Annotated in this window: 17 protein-coding genes; 16 read left to right on the top strand and 1 reads right to left on the bottom strand. The window is 42.2% G+C overall.

The features are described 5' to 3' along the window. Window positions 1–9: 9 nt before the first annotated feature. The 9 genes from DSBG_RS01875 (at window position 10) to DSBG_RS01830 (ending at window position 8,142) form a co-directional block, all read left to right on the top strand. Entirely contained in the window at window positions 10–774 is a 765-nt protein-coding gene (locus DSBG_RS01875) for a DnaD domain protein (RefSeq protein ID WP_009612890.1), read from the top strand. A 50-nt stretch (window positions 775–824) separates the two neighbouring features. Beyond that, window positions 825–1,688 (top strand): ATP-binding protein, encoded by an 864-nt coding sequence (locus tag DSBG_RS01870; RefSeq protein WP_068962538.1) that lies wholly within the window; start codon window positions 825–827, stop codon window positions 1,686–1,688. Window positions 1,689–1,815: 127 nt separating this feature from the next. Further along, complete coding sequence (locus DSBG_RS01865; RefSeq protein WP_083236684.1) at window positions 1,816–2,394, top strand: hypothetical protein; 579 nt, start codon at window positions 1,816–1,818, stop codon at window positions 2,392–2,394. Window positions 2,395–2,481: 87 nt separating this feature from the next. Further along, entirely contained in the window at window positions 2,482–3,213 is a 732-nt protein-coding gene (locus DSBG_RS01860; RefSeq protein WP_068962537.1) for a phosphatase, read from the top strand. 247 nt (window positions 3,214–3,460) lie between these two features. Further along, a complete protein-coding gene (locus DSBG_RS01855) occupies window positions 3,461–4,123 on the top strand; it encodes a hypothetical protein (RefSeq protein ID WP_068962536.1) in 663 nt (220 codons plus the stop codon). A 154-nt stretch (window positions 4,124–4,277) separates the two neighbouring features. Further along, window positions 4,278–4,859 (top strand): ANTAR domain-containing response regulator, encoded by a 582-nt coding sequence (locus DSBG_RS01850; protein ID WP_068962535.1) that lies wholly within the window; start codon window positions 4,278–4,280, stop codon window positions 4,857–4,859. A gap of 23 nt (window positions 4,860–4,882) precedes the next feature. Continuing rightward, window positions 4,883–5,299 carry an OsmC family protein gene (locus tag DSBG_RS01845; protein WP_068962534.1) on the top strand — a complete coding sequence of 139 codons (417 nt, stop codon included), beginning with the start codon at window positions 4,883–4,885 and terminating at the stop codon, window positions 5,297–5,299. 607 nt (window positions 5,300–5,906) lie between these two features. Beyond that, the gene (locus tag DSBG_RS01835) at window positions 5,907–6,872 is read left to right on the top strand and encodes a phosphodiester glycosidase family protein (protein WP_068962532.1); all 966 of its coding nucleotides are present in this window, start codon (window positions 5,907–5,909) and stop codon (window positions 6,870–6,872) included. Window positions 6,873–6,900: 28 nt separating this feature from the next. Further along, on the top strand, window positions 6,901–8,142 hold the full coding sequence (locus DSBG_RS01830; protein ID WP_068962531.1) for a hypothetical protein: 1,242 nt from the start codon (window positions 6,901–6,903) through the stop codon (window positions 8,140–8,142). A 187-nt stretch (window positions 8,143–8,329) separates the two neighbouring features. Here DSBG_RS01830 and DSBG_RS01825 read toward each other — a convergent pair whose 3' ends face one another. Next, the gene (locus tag DSBG_RS01825; protein ID WP_068962530.1) at window positions 8,330–11,074 is read right to left on the bottom strand and encodes a UPF0182 family membrane protein; all 2,745 of its coding nucleotides are present in this window, start codon (window positions 11,072–11,074) and stop codon (window positions 8,330–8,332) included. A gap of 226 nt (window positions 11,075–11,300) precedes the next feature. On the opposite strand from DSBG_RS01825, the gene trxB reads away from it, so the two are divergent. The 7 genes from trxB to larB all read left to right on the top strand — a co-directional run bounded on the left by trxB (window position 11,301) and on the right by larB (window position 17,926). Continuing rightward, window positions 11,301–12,215, top strand: a complete 915-nt coding sequence (gene trxB, locus DSBG_RS01820) for a thioredoxin-disulfide reductase (RefSeq protein ID WP_068962529.1) — start codon at window positions 11,301–11,303, stop codon at window positions 12,213–12,215. A 146-nt stretch (window positions 12,216–12,361) separates the two neighbouring features. After that, a complete protein-coding gene (locus tag DSBG_RS01815) occupies window positions 12,362–13,195 on the top strand; it encodes an electron transfer flavoprotein subunit beta/FixA family protein (RefSeq protein ID WP_009615096.1) in 834 nt (277 codons plus the stop codon). Continuing rightward, complete coding sequence (locus DSBG_RS01810; protein ID WP_068962528.1) at window positions 13,195–14,526, top strand: electron transfer flavoprotein subunit alpha; 1,332 nt, start codon at window positions 13,195–13,197, stop codon at window positions 14,524–14,526. Before DSBG_RS01815 ends, DSBG_RS01810 begins: the two co-directional genes overlap by 1 nt. Window positions 14,527–14,538: 12 nt before the next feature. Then, complete coding sequence (locus tag DSBG_RS01805) at window positions 14,539–15,831, top strand: FAD-dependent oxidoreductase (RefSeq protein ID WP_068962527.1); 1,293 nt, start codon at window positions 14,539–14,541, stop codon at window positions 15,829–15,831. Further along, on the top strand, window positions 15,828–16,109 hold the full coding sequence (locus tag DSBG_RS01800; protein WP_040411296.1) for a ferredoxin family protein: 282 nt from the start codon (window positions 15,828–15,830) through the stop codon (window positions 16,107–16,109). Before DSBG_RS01805 ends, DSBG_RS01800 begins: the two co-directional genes overlap by 4 nt. A 225-nt stretch (window positions 16,110–16,334) precedes the next feature. Then, on the top strand, window positions 16,335–17,168 hold the full coding sequence (gene larE, locus DSBG_RS01795) for an ATP-dependent sacrificial sulfur transferase LarE (RefSeq protein ID WP_068962526.1): 834 nt from the start codon (window positions 16,335–16,337) through the stop codon (window positions 17,166–17,168). Beyond that, window positions 17,165–17,926, top strand: a complete 762-nt coding sequence (larB, locus tag DSBG_RS01790; RefSeq protein WP_068962525.1) for a nickel pincer cofactor biosynthesis protein LarB — start codon at window positions 17,165–17,167, stop codon at window positions 17,924–17,926. Before larE ends, larB begins: the two co-directional genes overlap by 4 nt. Window positions 17,927–17,938: the final 12 nt, after the last annotated feature.

Here is a 17,938-nt window from a genome sequence, read left to right as displayed (position 1 = left end):
TGAACGTCAATGAATAAAGTAAGTGTTTATGGGAGCTTTACACAAGCTCTTTTCTTTTCCGGTGTCATTGCAATTCCGAAATATCTCTTAACCCATTATACAGAGATCGGTTTAAGCGATGCAGAGATGATGGTGTTAATTCAGATCTTGTGTGAAGCTGAAACTAATCCATATCCCTCAATCGCCACCTTAGCTGGGCGCATGACTGCTTCTCCTGCAGATATTGAAGAGGTAGTAGGTCGATTGGTGGAACGGAAATTTCTGGCGATTGAAAGGTACTGGAATTCTAGCGAGCAAAAGTGGAGCAACAGTTATAGTCTTGTTGGTCTAATCGATGAACTTGCCGAACTTTGGGCCATTGAACGTTCGCAACAACTGGAAGAAGAGCGCAGTCTGAAACAAAGCCAATCGTCACCACAACCGACATCTACAGCAATTAACTCGTCAGCTGAAAACTTAGTCCGTACATTTGAGCAAGAACTTGGCCGCTTGCTTACCCGCTTAGAATGTGAAAACTTAGATCGTTGGCTGTCATCTAATTATTCTGAAGAGCTTATTATTGAAGCTTTAAGAAGAGGCGTCAGTGCTGGTATTCGAAACTTTCGCTATTTGGACTCGATACTTCGCGAATGGGAGAAAAAGGGTTTGCGTACGCGAGCAGAAATTGAGGCAGAAGACGCATATTTTCAGTCCCGCCAAGAAAAAAAGGCAACAAAGTCTAAGAGTCAGACTCCCAAGACGACCTCTAATAAATATGAAAAGTTCTATTTGTAAGGCGGCGTAGTTAAGATGCAGCTTGATTTTTGAGGAGGGAATTACTTAAAATGAAAAGTGTAAAAGATATTTTAAAAAGCAATGTCCTAGCCGCTAAAACGTTCGATACAACCTTGAATTCCCCACCTAATAACAATCCGAGTTCCAACATAGCTTCTTCTGAAAACCATGCAACGTCAGATCATCTAAATGCCGTTGAAACGTTCAGGTGTCCTATTTGCCAAGATCGAGGTATCTTACTGGACGGGGATGTGGCTTATCCTTGCAGTTGCATGAAAATGAGAAAAATGGAAAATCAATTTCGACATGCCCGGATCTCGCGAGTGCTGAAGAACTGTCGTCTGGAAAAATTTAGATTTGACTATTACAGATCGCAAATGAAAGATCAAACACATCGTGAAGGGGCAATAAAGGCCTTAAATGCAGCCAAAAGCTTTGTGGATGAATGCCAACAGAACCCTCATGGCCTCGGACTGTTGTTCACAGGCCCAGTTGGGTCAGGGAAAACCTATCTGGCTGCTTCCATTGCCAATGAATTGATAGAAGCTCAGCTGCAGGTCCTATTCATAGTGGTTCCCGATCTACTGGATGAATTAAGAGCATCATATAAGTCTGAAGTAAATGAAATGGATTTGTTGGATACAGCTCGAACAATACCAATTCTGATTCTGGATGATTTAGGAGCACATAATTATACTGATTGGACTCGAAATCGCCTTTATTCAATTATTAACTACCGAATGAATGAGCTACTACCCACAGTTATAACATCAAATCTTTCTCTTGATGAAATGGAAGACTATATTGGGGTGCGTACTACATCCCGGATAATTCAGTCTTCACGAATTTTTCGCTTGACTGTTGAAGAAGATATCCGCCATCAAATGTATGATGAACGAGAAGGGACAAAATAATAATAATATATAATACAAATTTTAATTTAATATAAAAAATAAATTTTGAAACGTATGCATGTCTGTAAGAGGACATGCATACGTTTTTTTAAGGAGTAAATCTCAAATTAATTGGAGGTGTTCAGTTTTGACTAAAATTATTGCGCTAAACCGCAAATACCTTGCCATGGTAGCCAGTGCTTTCGTAATTTGCCTTGTTGGATTTCTTGGATTCTCACTTTGGCATAACTCAGATGCAAGTGTAAGCAAAATCAACGAAATCCCCGAAATTAAGATGCTCGGTGTAACAGTAGAACCAGCCTCAATAGTAAAGGATCTCACCTATGGGAGTGTAACATTAAAAGGGGCACAAGTAATTACTACTAAAACATTTGATCTAATCGCAACATTTCAAAACACAACGGCTAACAAAATGACAAATATTCCAGTAGAATTACAAGTGTCACTTGTTGGAGATGACACAAAAAAGGTTATATCACCCGGAACCTTACCTGCTTTAGAACCTGGGGCCACTGCACGAGTAGCTTTTCGGCAAATTAAAGTTTTAGGGGATGCATTGGGGAAAAGCGCAACAGCAGGGCAGCATCTAATGACTTTACGCATTAAACCCAATCCTGAGGGGGGGGTAGTGCAGGCTACTGAAGCCAGTTTTCGTTTTACTGTTGATTCTACGGTTAAAGCCCCAGTTGCCGTTAAGAGACAGTAACTATTTATGAGAAATAAGTGCTTTTATTAGCACTTATTTTTGTATTTTCTTTCATAAAGGTTATAATGATGCTGAGGTGTTTTGGTAATGAATATACAAGTAGACTTACATACGCATACTATATCGAGTGGACATGCCTATAGTACTCTTTCTGAAAATGCTCTAGCAGCCTCTCACAGAGGAATCAAATTACTTGGCATGACAGACCATGCTCCTAGTATGCCGGGCGCCCCTAATCTTTATCATTTTGGAAACTTGGCGATCCTCCCTGAAGAACTTTACGGTGTCCGAATCTTACCAGGAGTAGAGGCCAATATCATAAACCATGATGGGGAATTAGATATGCCCATTCGCTACCTATCGAAGATGAAGCTTGTTCTTGTAGGACTTCATGTTATCTGTTACCCTGGGGGAACAACTGAACAAAATACCCAGGCCTATATCAAAGCAATGGAGAATCCCTATACAGATATGATGGTTCATCCGGGACGACCAGATTTCGAGCTTGATCTAGAACGTATTGCTCACATGTCTGCGAAACTGAATATCCCGGTCGAGATTAATAATAGTTCACTGGCCAAAGAAAAAAAAGGAGCGTGGGGGAATTGTCGGCGCTTTGCCCAATATATGGTGCAATACAAAGGCCCCGTCATTTTAGGAAGTGATGCTCATTTTTGGGACCGGGTCGGTGAATTTAGCCACGCCCTCGATTTAGTTCACGAGGTAGGAATCTCTGAGCAGCAAGTTCTCAATACTTCGGCTGAGCGAGTGTTAGATTATTTAGCAACTCGCCGTGAAAATCGCCCAAATATTACTTAATGAAGAATTGCTTAAACGAACCGTAAAAGCAATCCAGAATAAAGTATGGCTATTAAAAAGAAAATTCGGAACAGAGGCGGGCGAAAATTTGTGTAAAATATCTTATAAACGNGAGAGAGACAATTGTCTTCTCTTCTGCGTTTATAAGATAAAGTTTATTTGTCTGGCTAAATTTTTTATAGTACAATGAGAATTGTGTTAAACTAGAGCAAAGGACAAAAGGTAGAAGTAAAGGACGTGTCGAACTGTGATTATTAAAGAGATACAGGTAGATCGCGAACGCATTGCGGGAGTTATTATATTTGTTTGTCTATTTGTTATCCTGCTTTCAATGGTTGCCATTCGTCTTTTAGATGTTAAAGTGTCAAATATTGAATTAGTTGATCGTGATCTGTATACAATCATAACTGATTATGGGCCAGTAAATGTGAGCGGAGATGACATCTTAAGAATTGAACGGACCTATAGTAAGGCTGCTATCACTGGTACAAACGTTGAACAGGATCGCATTTATACTACCAAGGGTTTTATATACATATCTACTTTAGACCCATTCTATAAAACGGGGCATCAGCTTATTGATTCTGTGGATTTCTGGGGAAAACCCGTTTGGATCCGTTCTAGTAACAATCAAGCAATCGGGGCTGAGAAGATCCCACCTCAATTACTAAATGACAATTTGAGAACTGTCCAGCCATTTAAATATGCAATTGGTACACCTGCCAAGCTTTCAGCTATCATTTTCGCTGTGATATCTCTACAATATCTGGCGCTTGCTATTGGTGGGATGGCCTTAATGGTTTTGATTTTTCCATTAAGATTGGAAACAACGATGCCTGCCCATTCTTTAGTACAAGAAGATCCTGATTATTGTTCTTCTGAAGAAGCTCTTGGAGCTGTAGCAAAATAAGCTTGCCAAATTTTAATGAATTAGCGTTAATCACTGACAAAGATCCTCTTAAACCGAGGATTTGATTCTATTTGTTAAAACATAAGGGTACAGGTATAGAACTCTTCTTGCAGGGCCCAAGTAATTTAAAGAAGTTTGAAATGAGTGATTTAGGATGAAGAGGGCTATATTAGTTTCAGGAAATGCCTCATTAAATCAGGAGATCAAAGTGATGTTGCCACTTGTAAGTTATCAGGTCCTAGCCACAACAGATAACGGGATGGAAGCTTTACGTTTTGCACACCGATTTGAGCCCGATTTAATTATTATGGGGTGGAATCTACGTGGCCTTAATTCATCGGAGGTTCTTCAAAATCTGATCGTTCAGCATCTCTGTCCAGTCATTGTTGTTCTTACTCAAGAAGAACAACATGTTTTATCAGAGGTGATTAATGCGGATGCTCATCACGTTATTCTCTATCCATGGCGTGCGCTTGAAATGGCAGCGGCCATACAACTTGCTGAACGTCGCTATACTCGAGAATCCGAAAATTCGCAGCAGGTCCAGCGTTTGGAAGAGGAACTAAAGACGCGAAAGATTATTTTCCAAGCCATGTTATCTCTTATTCAACTGAGGGGATTTGCTGAACAAGCTGCTTACGCAGCTTTGCGCAACCAAGCAATGTCCACGCGTAAATCGATGCGAGCTGTAGCCCAAGATGTCCTCAAAGGCTTATGGTTGCCTGAGCTGGATTGATCAGACAGAAAGGAGTCATACGAATGATAGTATCCGTGAAGCACCTGAAGGGGATGCATTTCCAGGGTGAAGGAAGTTCAAAAGTAGTCACCAATATTGATGCCAGTGTCACTGCTGGGGGAACAGGGCGTGGAACTAGTCCCATGGAACTCCTTTTAATCGCAATCGCAGGTTGCAGTGGTATGGACATCGTCACAATTCTAGAAAAGATGCAGGTCAAAGTTCAACGCTTTGAGACAACTGTAGAAGGAGAACGTGCCAGCGATCATCCGCGCGTCTTTAAAGATATTGAAGTGGTTTATAGGTTTTGGGGTGAGTCCCTTTCTCGGGAGAAAATTCAACGTGCAGTCCAACTTTCCATGGATAAATACTGTAGTGTTGCCAACATGATTGATAAGGTTGCCGACCTAACATACCGTATTGAAATTAACCCCACCTAGGATAGTATTAATAATTGAATAACTAAGAACTTAAGGGAGAGCCAGAAAAATGGCTCTTTTTCCTTTCTTGTATGACCTAGAATATAAGTACTGGATTTATATTCTATAAATACCCATAGGCAAATCCTTGATAGAACATATTTGTTTTGTTATACTTAGTACGGCATTGATGCTGAATTTAGCCGTAAATGAGGAATAAAATGAATGACAATACTTCTAATGGTTTCGAGAAGCGTGTTTCTTATTTCCGTAGTACTTTACCTCTACTACTTCTCTCGACGAAAGAAACACAATGTAGTAATTCACATGTGGTCTACCATAGTTGTTGGAATGTTTGCCGGCTTAGTCGGCGAACTTATCGGCGTAAAACTCGGAATTTCTAATTGGGGCTCCATTCAGATTAGTTTCTATCTTTATTTTGCCTTGATTATTTATTCCATATGGAAATTAACGTTTGAGTTAAAAAAACGACATGATTAGAGTCGTTAGAGCTTAGCAGTCGCATCTTAAAATCTGCGGCTCTTGTTTTTTGGGGGGTTGGCGCCAAGCTTTCTTTATATGATGTATTTGTTTCTAACATACTCTACAAGGAGGAGAAAGAGTTTAAATGAGAAAAAAAAGTTCTATTAGGATAAAGATGATTATAGCCTTTCTAGGCTATAACCTTATTTTTGCGGCGCTACTTGCTCCTTTTGTATTGTTTTGGGGACCATTTCAGGCACTCAAAATTGTGGCTGTTGGCTCAGTTTATACATCACGGCATCCGCAGGTAGTGCAAGCTTTTCTGAGTCAAGACGAAATAACAAAGATTATGAATAGCAATGATACTCAAAATGTTAACATTAGCCAAGCTATTGCTCGCACGAATGTAATTGCTGATGCGAGTTCGGGGATAACGATTGAAGATATCCAAGGCCCTAGCTTTAAAGGAAAAGTGATGCTGGTCAAAGACCCTAAACGTGTGAAATTGGCGGTTACCAAAGAAATCGGAGTTACAGGAGAACGGGTCAGCGATCTTGTCAAGGATATGAACGCTTTTGCCGGAATTAATGCCGGAGGATTCTATGATCCCAATGGTAAAGGAAATGGAGCTTTTCCTGATGGTTTAACGGTACATGATGGAAAACTGGTTCATAACAATGTGAACGATCAGACTGTCAATATTGTGGGGTTTAATGATGAAGGTAAATTAGTCCTCGGAGATATGACGGCCAGTCAATTGGAAGCGAACCATATACAGGAAGCAGTTTCTTTTGGTCCTAATCTTATTGTTGATGGCAAACCTATGATTTCTGGAGACGGCGGTTGGGGAATTGCTCCTCGAACTGGCATTGGCCAAATGGCTGATGGAACCGTCATTTTTGTGGTCATCGACGGACGCCAACCCACTTGGAGTATCGGCGCAACCTTGAGAGATCTCATGCATGTCTTTGATGATTACCATGCTATAAATGCTGTCAATCTCGATGGCGGTTCTTCATCCGAACTCGTCTATAACGGCAAAGTTGCCAATAAGCTTTGGGATATTTTCGGTGAACGTTATATTCCTACAGCCTTTGTAGTTACCCCATAAGGGACTCAGCAAAAAGGAGAAATCGCGCATGAAGAAGAAACTGCGTATTATATTTGTTTGGACATTAGTTTCACTTCTCCTGCAATTTGGAGTCTACTCTCTTTTGAACAACCAAGTCCAGAGAGTTATGGCTCCAGTTGCCAGTGAACCGATCACACTTCAGCTTAAAGCCACTATCCCGAGTGCTGACCTTACGAATGTCCAAATTTCCTATGCGAAGGATTATATAGCCTACTCAGAAAATGGCACACTCAAAGTCTTTAACCTTAAAAAGCAAACAATTGTTTTTGAGAAAGAGTCACCTTCAGTCGATGATAAAGCCTTAGGCGTTCTCACGTACCAATGGTTGCCTGACCGAAATACCCTAATCTATTTTTATGCCAAGAAAAACCCAAACCCTATAACATACGTTACTGTCTATCCTCCCCAATCCACCCAGCAAACCACTACTCAGTCTACTACTCCGAAAACAGAAGACCCTAATGAAAAAACTACAGTTTCTAAGGTCACAACCAAAGAGGTTCCCGTGAAGCCTCGAACCGAAAAGCGGTATGGAAACCCGCAACTTACAGAACTGTATACGCTGGAACTTCCAGATAGTGATGAAGACACCTCTCCAGATGATCGGTTTAATCAAACGATCGACAAATTTCCGGCTGGTGGAGAAATTGAAGAATGGGTTGTCTCAACCTATACCAATCTTATGTACCTCACCGTTAAAAACGGATCAACAGAACAACTAATGGAAATAGATGTCATGAAAAATGTACGAACCCTAAACAAATCGGGAGAGACGATCGATAATATGGCGGCCTCAGATCGTTATGGAACGCTTTATCTGGACAGTAAAATAGGGAGTACCCAACAAGTTATTGCCTTGAATGGGACAAATCGTCAAACCATCTCTAAAAACGATAACGATCGAATCTTAGGAATTAGAGATGGAAAGGTCTATATCGGCGAAGTTGAAAATGATGTACTCGTAAAGATTAAAACCACGGCAGACCTGAGTGAAGTAAAGAGTAACCCAATTCTGAATACTGAATGGAAAGGCTCAATTCCTTTTGATAATACCCAGCGAACAGTTATCGGGTCTAAGGGTCAAATAGTTGTCTATGATCATCTAACCGCTTATATTGTCACGGCAGGTCAACTTAAAGAGGTGAACTTGCACGGCGATGATAATTACATCTCAGTTGACGGCGCAGAGCTTATTCAACTCACCCGAGAAGAAACAACCACTGAAGCAGAATTACAGCCTCTCAATTAATAGAGTAAGAGAAAATAATAATTAAAGCATTAAGTTAAACGTAAACAAATTACGCTCTTATGTTCCTGTTTACGAGTTCTTATTCAATTGGTATAACTAGAACGTTTAATAAACTAATTGTTGCTTTTAAAGGTAAAGAAAAGAGCCCTCAGGGCTCTTTTCTAACGTCATTATTCTTTTAAGGAATCTAACTGGAAGTGCCTTGTAATCCTTTGAGTTGGGTTTCCAGGTTGTCGAGTAAAGAGCGGATTTGATTCATCTGGTCAATGATTGACGTTATGCTCGGGGTAGGACCCGTTGGTGTTTGGGTTTGAGGCGATGGAGTAGGAACAGGCGGAGGTGTGCTTTGACCGGGAGTTGTTGGTTGAGGCGCCCCTTCTCCGAAGAGTTGGGTTAACCCTGACCCTAAATTATCGGTCATTACCAGACGATCCTGATAGGCGAGCACGACTTTTTTCATTTCAGGGATACTACCACCTTTATCCGACTGTAGATAGATTGGTTCAACGTAGAGAAAGTTTCCACCGATCGGAAGAGCTAAGAGATTTCCACGTATCACACTTGAGCCTTTTTGATCCCATAAGGAAAGTTCCTTGGATATTTCGGGGTCTTGATCGATGCGCGACTCGATTTGCAACGGGCCGTCAACTTCGATATTTTTGGGTAGTTTATAAAGTAAGAGCTCCCCATAATGCTCTCCATCCATTCGTGCTGCCATCCAGGCAACCATATTGTTTCTTGAATTCGATGAGCTTGAGGCCGGTGTAAAGGGAAGCATGAGTACGAACTCAGGTTTATCTTCACCCGGTATTTTCATAATTGTGTAATAGGGGGCTACGTTTTGAGGTTGGGCTTGAAAGAGTTCTTGGGCAATATCCCAGGCGTCTTCCTTATTATAAAAAACGGAGGCATTGGTCATGTGAAAGGTTTTTAGCATAGTACTTTGTACGTTAAATAGAGTTTCAGGATAACGCAGGTGGCTCTTTAAGCTGGATGGCATACTTGTTAAATCTTTAAATACGCCAGGGAAGATCTTCGCATAAGTCTGCAAAATTGGGTCTTTAGAATCAACTGCGTAAAAATCAACCGTTCCGTCATTGGCATCAACAATGACTTTAACAGAGTTACGGATGTAGTTAAACTCCTCGTTCGGATACATATTGGAATAAGGAAGGGCATCTGATGTGGTATAGGCATCAATAATCCATTTTAAGCGGCCATTATCAATGACCATATAAGGATCGGTATCATAGGTTAAAAACGGAGCTAGTTTTTTAACTCGTTCTTCTATATTGCGGTAGATAAGCATTTTACTGTTTGATGTCACTTCACTGGCTAGGTAGAAGCGTAAGGTTCCATGACTAAGTGAAAGCATGAGCTTATTAAAGGGGGTTAGCTGGATCCCTGTTTTACCCTGATAGGAGGTTTCGGCATTCGTATCCCCTTGTGGGTAATCAAATTCCTTGACAGAGGTATCGGCAACAACCCAGTCATTGGTCAGCTCACCGTAATAAATCCGTGGATCAGTCAGTTTAAATTCGGGGAACTCACTGACAGGAGGAACATCTTTAATAGCAAAAGAGGGAAGCCCTTCTGAAGTAACTGCATTGGCGAACGAGGCGGCGACACCGAAACCATGGGTATATTTAAAACGGAGGTTTACAAATGTTTTGGCTTTAGGGTCTAAATCAGGGGTTGAAATCTCACGTGGTCCCATCATCAGTTGCCTATATTCCCCATTGACCATATAACGGTCAATGTCAATATCATTATACTTGTAATAGAGACGAATGCCCTGCTTTTGCGTAAAAGTCTGTAGCAAGGGTCGCGTATCGTTAAGGCGGATGTTGTTGAGTGTCCCTTGATCAGCTTGTAGAGCACTCGTTGTTATTGGCGTGTCACCAGGATAATTAATTTCTGAAATATGGTCTAAACCATATCCGAATCTCGTTAATTCTATCTCATGGTTAATATAAGGTTGTTCTTTAGTCAGCTCGTTGGGAATAACAACAAAGGATTGAAGAAGAGATGGAAAAATCCCATAAATCAGGATTCCTACGGCAAATATGCCAACAACCGGAATCGTCAACAAACGTGAATCTTTAAACGCCAAGGAAATACATGCTAAGATAAATCCCAAACCACTGATGACAATTAGAATTTTGAGTGCGGGAAGGGTAGCAGTCATATCGGCATACCCAGCACCAACTACATGACCGTGGATAGAATAGAGTAATTGAAATATATCCAGGTAATAACCAAAAGTTTTTAATACAAAGAGAATCCCAACTAACAAGGCCAGGTGCCGTCGCGCACTGGCGGTTATTTCCACTGCTCCATTTTGCCAAAGCTTAACAGAATGAAATCGTAAGACACCGGTAACGACATAAAAGATTGTTGTAAAAAAAGTAAGTAAAAATAGAGGAGCAAAAAATGCATTGAACAAGGTCTTTAAGAACGGTAATTGAAAGAAGTAAAATGCCAGGTCCTTGCCGAAAATCGGATCAGCTTGCCCGAAGGGCGTGGGGTGGAGAAATGACAAGACATCCAACCAGCCCGTGAACCCTGCAACAAAGCTGACTGCAAAACTCACGACAACAGAGATAATAAGTAACCAAACTGTAACCCTACGTTGACTCAGGCTTAAAACCTTACTGTTCATGTTTTGAACCAAACGCATACGTAGGCGCAAGCGCTCATTGACAAAGGTCACGATGGCATGGCGAATAGACAATAAGGTTCCGGCAATAAAGATAAAAAGAATTGTGCCGTTAACTGCTTGAAAAAGGGCTTTACTAAGAATTGGTGTCCAAAACAATTGAGAATAACCGAGATCTTTAAACCACAACCAATTCTCATATAGGCCACTCGAAGCGGTTAATAATGAAACTAATATGATGAGGGCTACTATAAACTTGGCAAAACGGTGCAACTGTTTTTCCTCCTTTAACATTTAGAACATTTAAATTTAACACTAAAGCATGTGTTAGACTTAACTAGTATTATTATATTCTCTTAGCAAATATAAAATCCCTTCATGAAATAATCTTAATTTAGGTTAATTGATTTTTAAATCTGAAAAAGATATGGTATACTATTTCCGTAATACCCTTAAGGGGTATAAAAATCTTAAACATTATCAAGAGGAGTTGAAAGTCATGTATGACGTTATTATTATCGGTGCAGGTCCTGCTGGTCTAACAGCTGGTATATATGCTGCTCGAGGGGGGCTTAAAGCTGCTGTTGTGGAATTAGCAATGCCCGGAGGCCAGGCCGCTTCAACAGAGAATATCGAGAACTATCCTGGCTTCCCAGAGGGGATCAATGGCTATGAATTAATGAATTCATTTCACAGGCAAGCATTGGCATTCGGTGTAGAGTTCATTTTTGAGGAAGTTCAAAAACTTGATCTGATGATGCCTATTAAAAAAATTCAAACAGACAGTCAAGTATTGGAAGCGCATGCTGTTATTGTTGCTGCTGGTTCGAAACCTCGGTTACTGGGCGTACCTGGTGAAGAGATTTTTAAAGGCCGAGGTGTGTCTTATTGTGCAACATGTGATGGCGCTTTCTTTAGAGGTAAAAAGGTTATAGTAGTCGGTGGTGGTGATGCCGCTATTGAAGAAGGTGTATACCTTACTAAATTTGCAGAAGAAGTTACTATTATACACCGCCGAGAAGGCTTCCGTGCTTCTCAGATCGCTGTGAACCGGGCTAAAGACAATCCTAAAATACACTTTGAACTTAATGCTGTGGTTGAGGAAATACTGGGTGCGAACCATGTTGAAGGTGTGCGCATACATGGAGTGCTCAGTGGGGAAACGAGAGATATCCCAGCGGATGGGGTCTTCATCTATGTTGGAACAGATCCTAACGCTCAATTCATCCAAGGCGAAATTGAGACTGACGATCGCGGGTATATTCTCACAGATCATCATTTACAAACTAATATCGAAGGCGTATATGCCGCTGGAGATATTCGTAACACCCCACTGCGTCAAGTAGCTACGGCAGTAGGAGATGGGGCTATAGCAGCAGTTGAAGTGGAAAAGTATATTTCCGAAAAGAACTGAATTATCAGTTAATTATAAAATTTATTAATTGTGAATATAATAAATTGAAAGGGAAGACTTGATATTCTGAAAACTTTGTACTATAATGTACAAACAAATCCATTTTTAAAAAGTGGAAAAAAGAATACAGACGAGGGGGTATTTCAGTGCACTTCGTAGTTTGTCTAAAGCAAGTTCCGGACACTTCCGAAGTTCGAATCGATCCGGTTACGAACACCCTCATGCGGGAGGGTGTACCCTCCATTATTAACCCATACGATGCCCATGGCTTGGAAGAAGCAATACGTCTTAAAGAAAAAGTTGGCGGAAAAGTAACCATCGTAAGTATGGGACCTCCCCAAGCCAAAGAGGCGCTGAAAAAAGCGATGTCTTTTGGAGCAGATCGCGCAATTCTTTTGAGTGACCGTGCTTTTGGCGGCTCAGACTCCTTAGCAACTGCTTATATTCTCTCATCTGCACTTCAAAAGATACATGAAACTGAACCCATTGACCTAGTCTTCGCCGGGAAAGAAGCGATTGACGGAGATACAGCTCAAACGGGTCCCGGAATTGCCCAGCGCCTTGGATTTCCGCAATTAACGTATGCCATTAAAGTTAGAGAGTTAACCGACACGACTGTCACGGTAGAACGCAAGACGGAGAGTGGTCGTCAGATCGTACAAGCTCAATTACCTGCCCTAATCACGGTGGAAAAAGAACTGAACGATTTAAGTTACGCCTCCCTCCCCAATATGATGAAAGCGGCCGCGTATGAACCAGAAATGTGGAATTTCAATTCCCTGCCGTTTGATGTTACCCAGATGGGCTTAAAGGGATCACCGACCAGTGTCTCTAGGATTTTCGCACCACCCGGTCGTACGGGAGGCGAAATAATTGACGGAATGAAAGATCCTAAAGGAACTGCTGAATCTGTCGTACAAAAAATCTTCCAACAAAACATTATCATGGTACATCCCCTCGCGAAGGGAGGCAAACACTAATGGCTCTCAATATTGAAAAATCAAAGTGTATTGGCTGCGGTGCGTGCGTTGTGGAATGCCCGGTAGAAGCTCTGGATTTAGTTGACGGGCTTGCTGTTGTAGATCCAGCTAAATGTATTAGTTGCGGCAAATGCGTTAAGATTTGCCCAGCGGATGCACTTTCTTTACCGGATCAACCAGCTAAATCCGATGGGAAACGTGATCCTGAGGCGGGTTCCAAATTCAATATACAGGACCCTCTTCCAGATACTGTAGAGGACTACGCCCAAGGCAATGAGAAAAAGACAATTCGCGCCCAAGTGACTCCCGTCGCCGGTGGGGATGTCTGGAGTGGTGTTTGGGTAATTATTGAATACAATAACGGAAAGGTCGCCCCAGTAGCCTGGGAATTACTAGGTGAAGGGCGTAAACTGGCCGATGCAATAGGGTGTGGACTTTGTGGAGTAGTCACAGGCTATCAGGTAGATACTGTGGTCCCTGAAGCATTTGCCCATGGTGCCGAAAAAGTCTATGTTATCGATCACCCCGTACTTAAAGACTACCGCACAGAACCTTATGCGGAAGCCATAACAAGTCTCGTCAGAAAATATCAGCCTGAAATTATCTTAATGGGCGCCACATCTATTGGCAGAGATGTTTTTCCAGCTGTAGCTACAAAGATGCAAACGGGTCTAACTGCTGACTGTACAGTGTTAGGCATAGATCCGGAGACGAAACTCTTACAACAAACCCGTCCAGCCTTCGGTGGTAATATTATGGCGACCATTCTGTGCCGTAAGAGCCGTCCGCAAATGGCGACCGTCCGTCCAAGAGTTATGGCAATGCCAGAGCGTGTCGAAGGGCGTGAAGGTGAGGTAATTCGTGAAGAATTCAGCGCTGTCGAAAGTGATTTCCGAACAAAAGTTCTTGAGTTTATCCCTTCCGATGCTAAGAGTGCCTTCTTGGACAAAGCTGAAATTATCGTGGCGGTTGGTTTAGGTATTGCCGCGAAAAGAAACATGGTCCTAGCGGAAGAATTAGCGGATGTTTTAGGGGCGACCCTGGCAGGGACGCGAGGTGCTGTGGAGGCAGGTTGGCTCACCCATGATCAACAAGTTGGACAATCCGGGGTGACGGTCCGTCCTAAAGTCTATATTGCCATTGGAATTTCTGGAGCAATTCAGCATTTAGTAGGAATGGAAACGTCAGACTTTATTATTGCCATTAACAATGATCCAGAAGCTTCGATCTTGAAGGTGGCAAATTATGGTATCGTAGGAGATCTGTTCCAAATTGTACCTGCGATGACCGCAGAGTTTAAGAAACGCCTTCAGCACGGCGTGGCAAATTAAGGAGGGGCAAACATGGAAAACTTTGATGTGATCATCGTCGGAGGCGGTCCTGCTGGCCTGTCTGCCGCGATCAGTGCTGCCAATGCTGGGATGAAAACAGTCGTCATTGAACGCGGTGATTATCCCGGAACCAAGAACGTCATGGGCGGTATTCTCTATACAAAAGCTACAAACATGGTTGTTCCAGAGTTTTGGAAAGAAGCCCCTTTGGAACGTCCTATTATTGAACAACGGATTGCCATGTTAAGTGGTGATGAGAGTATTATGGCAGGTTATCGCGATCCTGCTTGGGCGGTTGATCCTTATAATGCTCATTCAATCTTACGCGTTAAGTTCGACCGCTGGCTTGCTGGGCAAGCGGAAAAAGCCGGGGTAATGATCATTACAGAAACCTTAGTTGAAGATCTCCTCTATCAAAGCAACAATGTTGTTGGAGTGCGCACCGGACGTGCTGAAGGTGATTTGGGAGCAAAAGTTGTGATCTTAGCAGAAGGTGTCAATAACTTCTTAGCTGTTAAGGCTGGACTAGCTAAACCATTAAAGCCCGCTTCAGTTGCAGTTACAGTCAAAGAAGTGATCGCCTTACCTAAAGAAAAGATCGAAGATCGTTTTTGCCTTGAAGAAGGACAAGGGGCAACCATTGAATTATATGGAGATTCCACTGCAGGGTTGATGGGTGTAGGTTTTATCTATACCAATAAAGATTCAATTTCAATTGGAGTTGGAGCAATCCTCGAACCGATTATCCGCAATAATTGGACCCCCAATGATCTCCTTGAGAATTTGAAATCAAAACCTTATGTCAAACGACTTCTGCAAGGCGGAGAAACGAAGGAGTATTTAGCCCATCTAATACCTGAAGGTGGCTATACCCAAGTACCAAAACTTCATCGGCAAGGAGTGCTTGTTGTCGGAGATACAGCAATGCTCATGAATTCTTTGAACAGGGAAGGTTCCAACTTGGCAATGATATCGGGAAAAATTGCCGGCGAGGTTGCAGCCCAATCGATCAAAGCCGGAGATGTTAGTGACCAGGCCATGACTGTTTATGAAACCCGCCTACGGGATTCCTTCGTGCTTAAAGACCTTCACCATTATCGTCATATGGGTAAGTTCTTTGAAGAGAATACTCACCTCTTAAAAGCATACCCTAAAATATTCTCGAAAGCTGCCAAGATGTACTTGACTGCGGATGGGACACCTAAGAAAGAACGGCAAAAGGAAATTATTAAGATGGTCTTCGAAAATCGCTCTAAAGCCGGTTTGTTGAAAGATATGTATGGGGCATGGAGGGCGCTGCTATGAAATTAGATGATAAACTTTTTTTGGTACGGTTTAATACCGATAAATTAAATCACATCAAGATTAATGATTCTAATGTATGCTTAAAACAGTGTCAAGACAAACCCTGTACGCGTTTTTGCCCGGCCCATGTTTATGATTGGGACGAAGAAGAAAAACGTATAGCTGTCGGGTACGAAGGGTGCCTGGAGTGCGGCACATGTCTAATTGGTTGTCCGTTTGGAAATATTGACTGGAAGTACCCTAGAGGCGGATTTGGAGTTTCCTGGAAAAACGGCTAAAGGTTTAGCACACCAATAAAAAAATTACAAAGAGGCAAAGAGTAGAGAGCCCTATGAAAGCTGATACTCTTTGCTTTTTGCATTCTAGAAACTGTCTTATACACGGCCATAGGAACAACTCGTAAATTGTAACGATTTCCGCCTTCCTATAATCATCATGAGTAAAGTTCTTTTGACAGTCATATACCTAATCTGTAAAATGGATAGGAAAGAAGGGATCAGCTGATGGATAATATACTACAAGAAGCAGCATATGAAAAAGAAGCACAACTCATTAAGCGGCTAAAATCCCTCAACAGAGTCTTGGTAGCCTTTTCGGGCGGTGTAGATTCTACCTATCTTTTGGCAGTCGCTCACCAAGTCTTAGGTCAAAATTGTAAAGCTGTCTTTGCGCGAGGACTTATGATTTCTCCACAGGAAGAAAAGGAAACCCTGGCTTTAGTGGAAGATTATAATCTCCCGTTAGAAGTGATTGACTTAGATGTCTTAGCCATTAAGGAGTTCCGAGAGAATCCGCCTAATCGCTGTTATTTTTGTAAGAAGAAACTATTTGAGACATTTTTAGATTTAAACCATAAATCGGACAACTCTACAGTTATCGAGGGTACGAATGCTTCTGATGCCTCTGACTATCGTCCTGGGCGCCTAGCCCTTCAAGAGTTGGGTATTGTAAGCCCACTTCTAGAAGTAGGCCTTACTAAAGCCGAAATTCGTATACTATCGGAGCGGCGTAATTTACCGACCTGGAATAAGCCTTCGATGGCTTGTCTGGCCTCTAGAGTTCCTTATGGAGACTCGATTACGGCAGAACTCCTGCAACGGATTGCGCAGGCTGAAGCTGTGCTGCACCAGAAAGGTCTCCTGGAATGCCGCGTCAGAGTTCACGGCGATATCGCACGAATCGAGATTCCACAAAACAACTTCAGCCAATTCGTTCAGGAATGTTCTGAAATCACAATCCCCTTGCTAGCGTTGGGTTTTCGATTTGTCACGTTAGACTTAAGTGGACTGCGTTCGGGAAGTTTAAACCCTATCCAACAACAGGAGGCTTCATTATGAATGAAGAAACCATAAAAGCACTGCTTGAATCCGTGCAGCAAGGTTCATGTTCTCCGAGTGAGGCATTACACCAATTAAAAGATCTGCCCTTTGAAGATTTAGGGTTTGCTCGTTTAGATCATCACCGTGCGCTGCGTACCGGACAATCTGAAGTGATTTTTTGCCAAGGAAAACAAACCGAGCATATCATTACAATCTTAACGCACTTGAGTGCTAAAGACCAAAACGTGTTGGCAACTCGTTTAGAACCAGAAAATGCAGAAAAGATCTTGCCTCATTTTCCAAATGCCCATTATGATCCTTTGGCTCGTTGTTTGCTCCTTCGTCCCTTAGCTGAGCCTACAATTTCTGGTAGGATACTTGTTATGACGGCTGGAACAGCCGACTTACCTGTGGCTCAAGAAGCTTGGTTGACAGCTCGTTATATGGGACATGAGGTAGATCGATTATTTGACGTAGGTGTAGCCGGTATACATCGTCTGCTCGGTCAGCGCGAGCTAATGGATCGTGCAGAAGTGTTGATTGTTGTTGCTGGAATGGAGGGAGCTCTAGCTAGCGTCGTTGGCGGATTGGTGGAACAACCGGTTATCGCCGTGCCTACCAGTGTGGGTTATGGTGCTCACTTTCAAGGTCTTGCAGCTTTACTCAGTATGCTAAATAGTTGTGCCTCAGGGATCGGAGTAGTAAACATTGATAATGGCTTTGGGGCAGCATCATTAGCCTCGGCGATAGTTCGTCGTATAACGAGAGATAAGTAGGAGGAGCATTTA

This window comes from Desulfosporosinus cupriresistens, assembly GCF_001707885.1.
In the GTDB taxonomy this organism is placed as follows: Bacteria; Bacillota; Desulfitobacteriia; order Desulfitobacteriales; family Desulfitobacteriaceae; genus Desulfosporosinus.
This window is presented reverse-complemented; position numbering and strand designations above follow the sequence as displayed.

What these genes read in the sequence shown, in the direction of transcription:
- DSBG_RS01875 (WP_009612890.1), top strand. Translation starts at nt 10, where the DNA reads ATGAATAAAGTAAGTGTTTATGGGAGCTTTACACAAGCTCTTTTCTTT.
- DSBG_RS01870 (WP_068962538.1), top strand. Translation starts at nt 825, where the DNA reads ATGAAAAGTGTAAAAGATATTTTAAAAAGCAATGTCCTAGCCGCTAAA.
- DSBG_RS01860 (WP_068962537.1), top strand. Translation starts at nt 2,482, where the DNA reads ATGAATATACAAGTAGACTTACATACGCATACTATATCGAGTGGACAT.
- DSBG_RS01850 (WP_068962535.1), top strand. Translation starts at nt 4,278, where the DNA reads ATGAAGAGGGCTATATTAGTTTCAGGAAATGCCTCATTAAATCAGGAG.
- DSBG_RS01845 (WP_068962534.1), top strand. Translation starts at nt 4,883, where the DNA reads ATGATAGTATCCGTGAAGCACCTGAAGGGGATGCATTTCCAGGGTGAA.
- DSBG_RS01835 (WP_068962532.1), top strand. Translation starts at nt 5,907, where the DNA reads ATGAGAAAAAAAAGTTCTATTAGGATAAAGATGATTATAGCCTTTCTA.
- DSBG_RS01830 (WP_068962531.1), top strand. Translation starts at nt 6,901, where the DNA reads ATGAAGAAGAAACTGCGTATTATATTTGTTTGGACATTAGTTTCACTT.
- trxB (WP_068962529.1), top strand. Translation starts at nt 11,301, where the DNA reads ATGTATGACGTTATTATTATCGGTGCAGGTCCTGCTGGTCTAACAGCT.
- DSBG_RS01810 (WP_068962528.1), top strand. Translation starts at nt 13,195, where the DNA reads ATGGCTCTCAATATTGAAAAATCAAAGTGTATTGGCTGCGGTGCGTGC.
- DSBG_RS01805 (WP_068962527.1), top strand. Translation starts at nt 14,539, where the DNA reads ATGGAAAACTTTGATGTGATCATCGTCGGAGGCGGTCCTGCTGGCCTG.
- DSBG_RS01800 (WP_040411296.1), top strand. Translation starts at nt 15,828, where the DNA reads ATGAAATTAGATGATAAACTTTTTTTGGTACGGTTTAATACCGATAAA.
- larE (WP_068962526.1), top strand. Translation starts at nt 16,335, where the DNA reads ATGGATAATATACTACAAGAAGCAGCATATGAAAAAGAAGCACAACTC.
- larB (WP_068962525.1), top strand. Translation starts at nt 17,165, where the DNA reads ATGAATGAAGAAACCATAAAAGCACTGCTTGAATCCGTGCAGCAAGGT.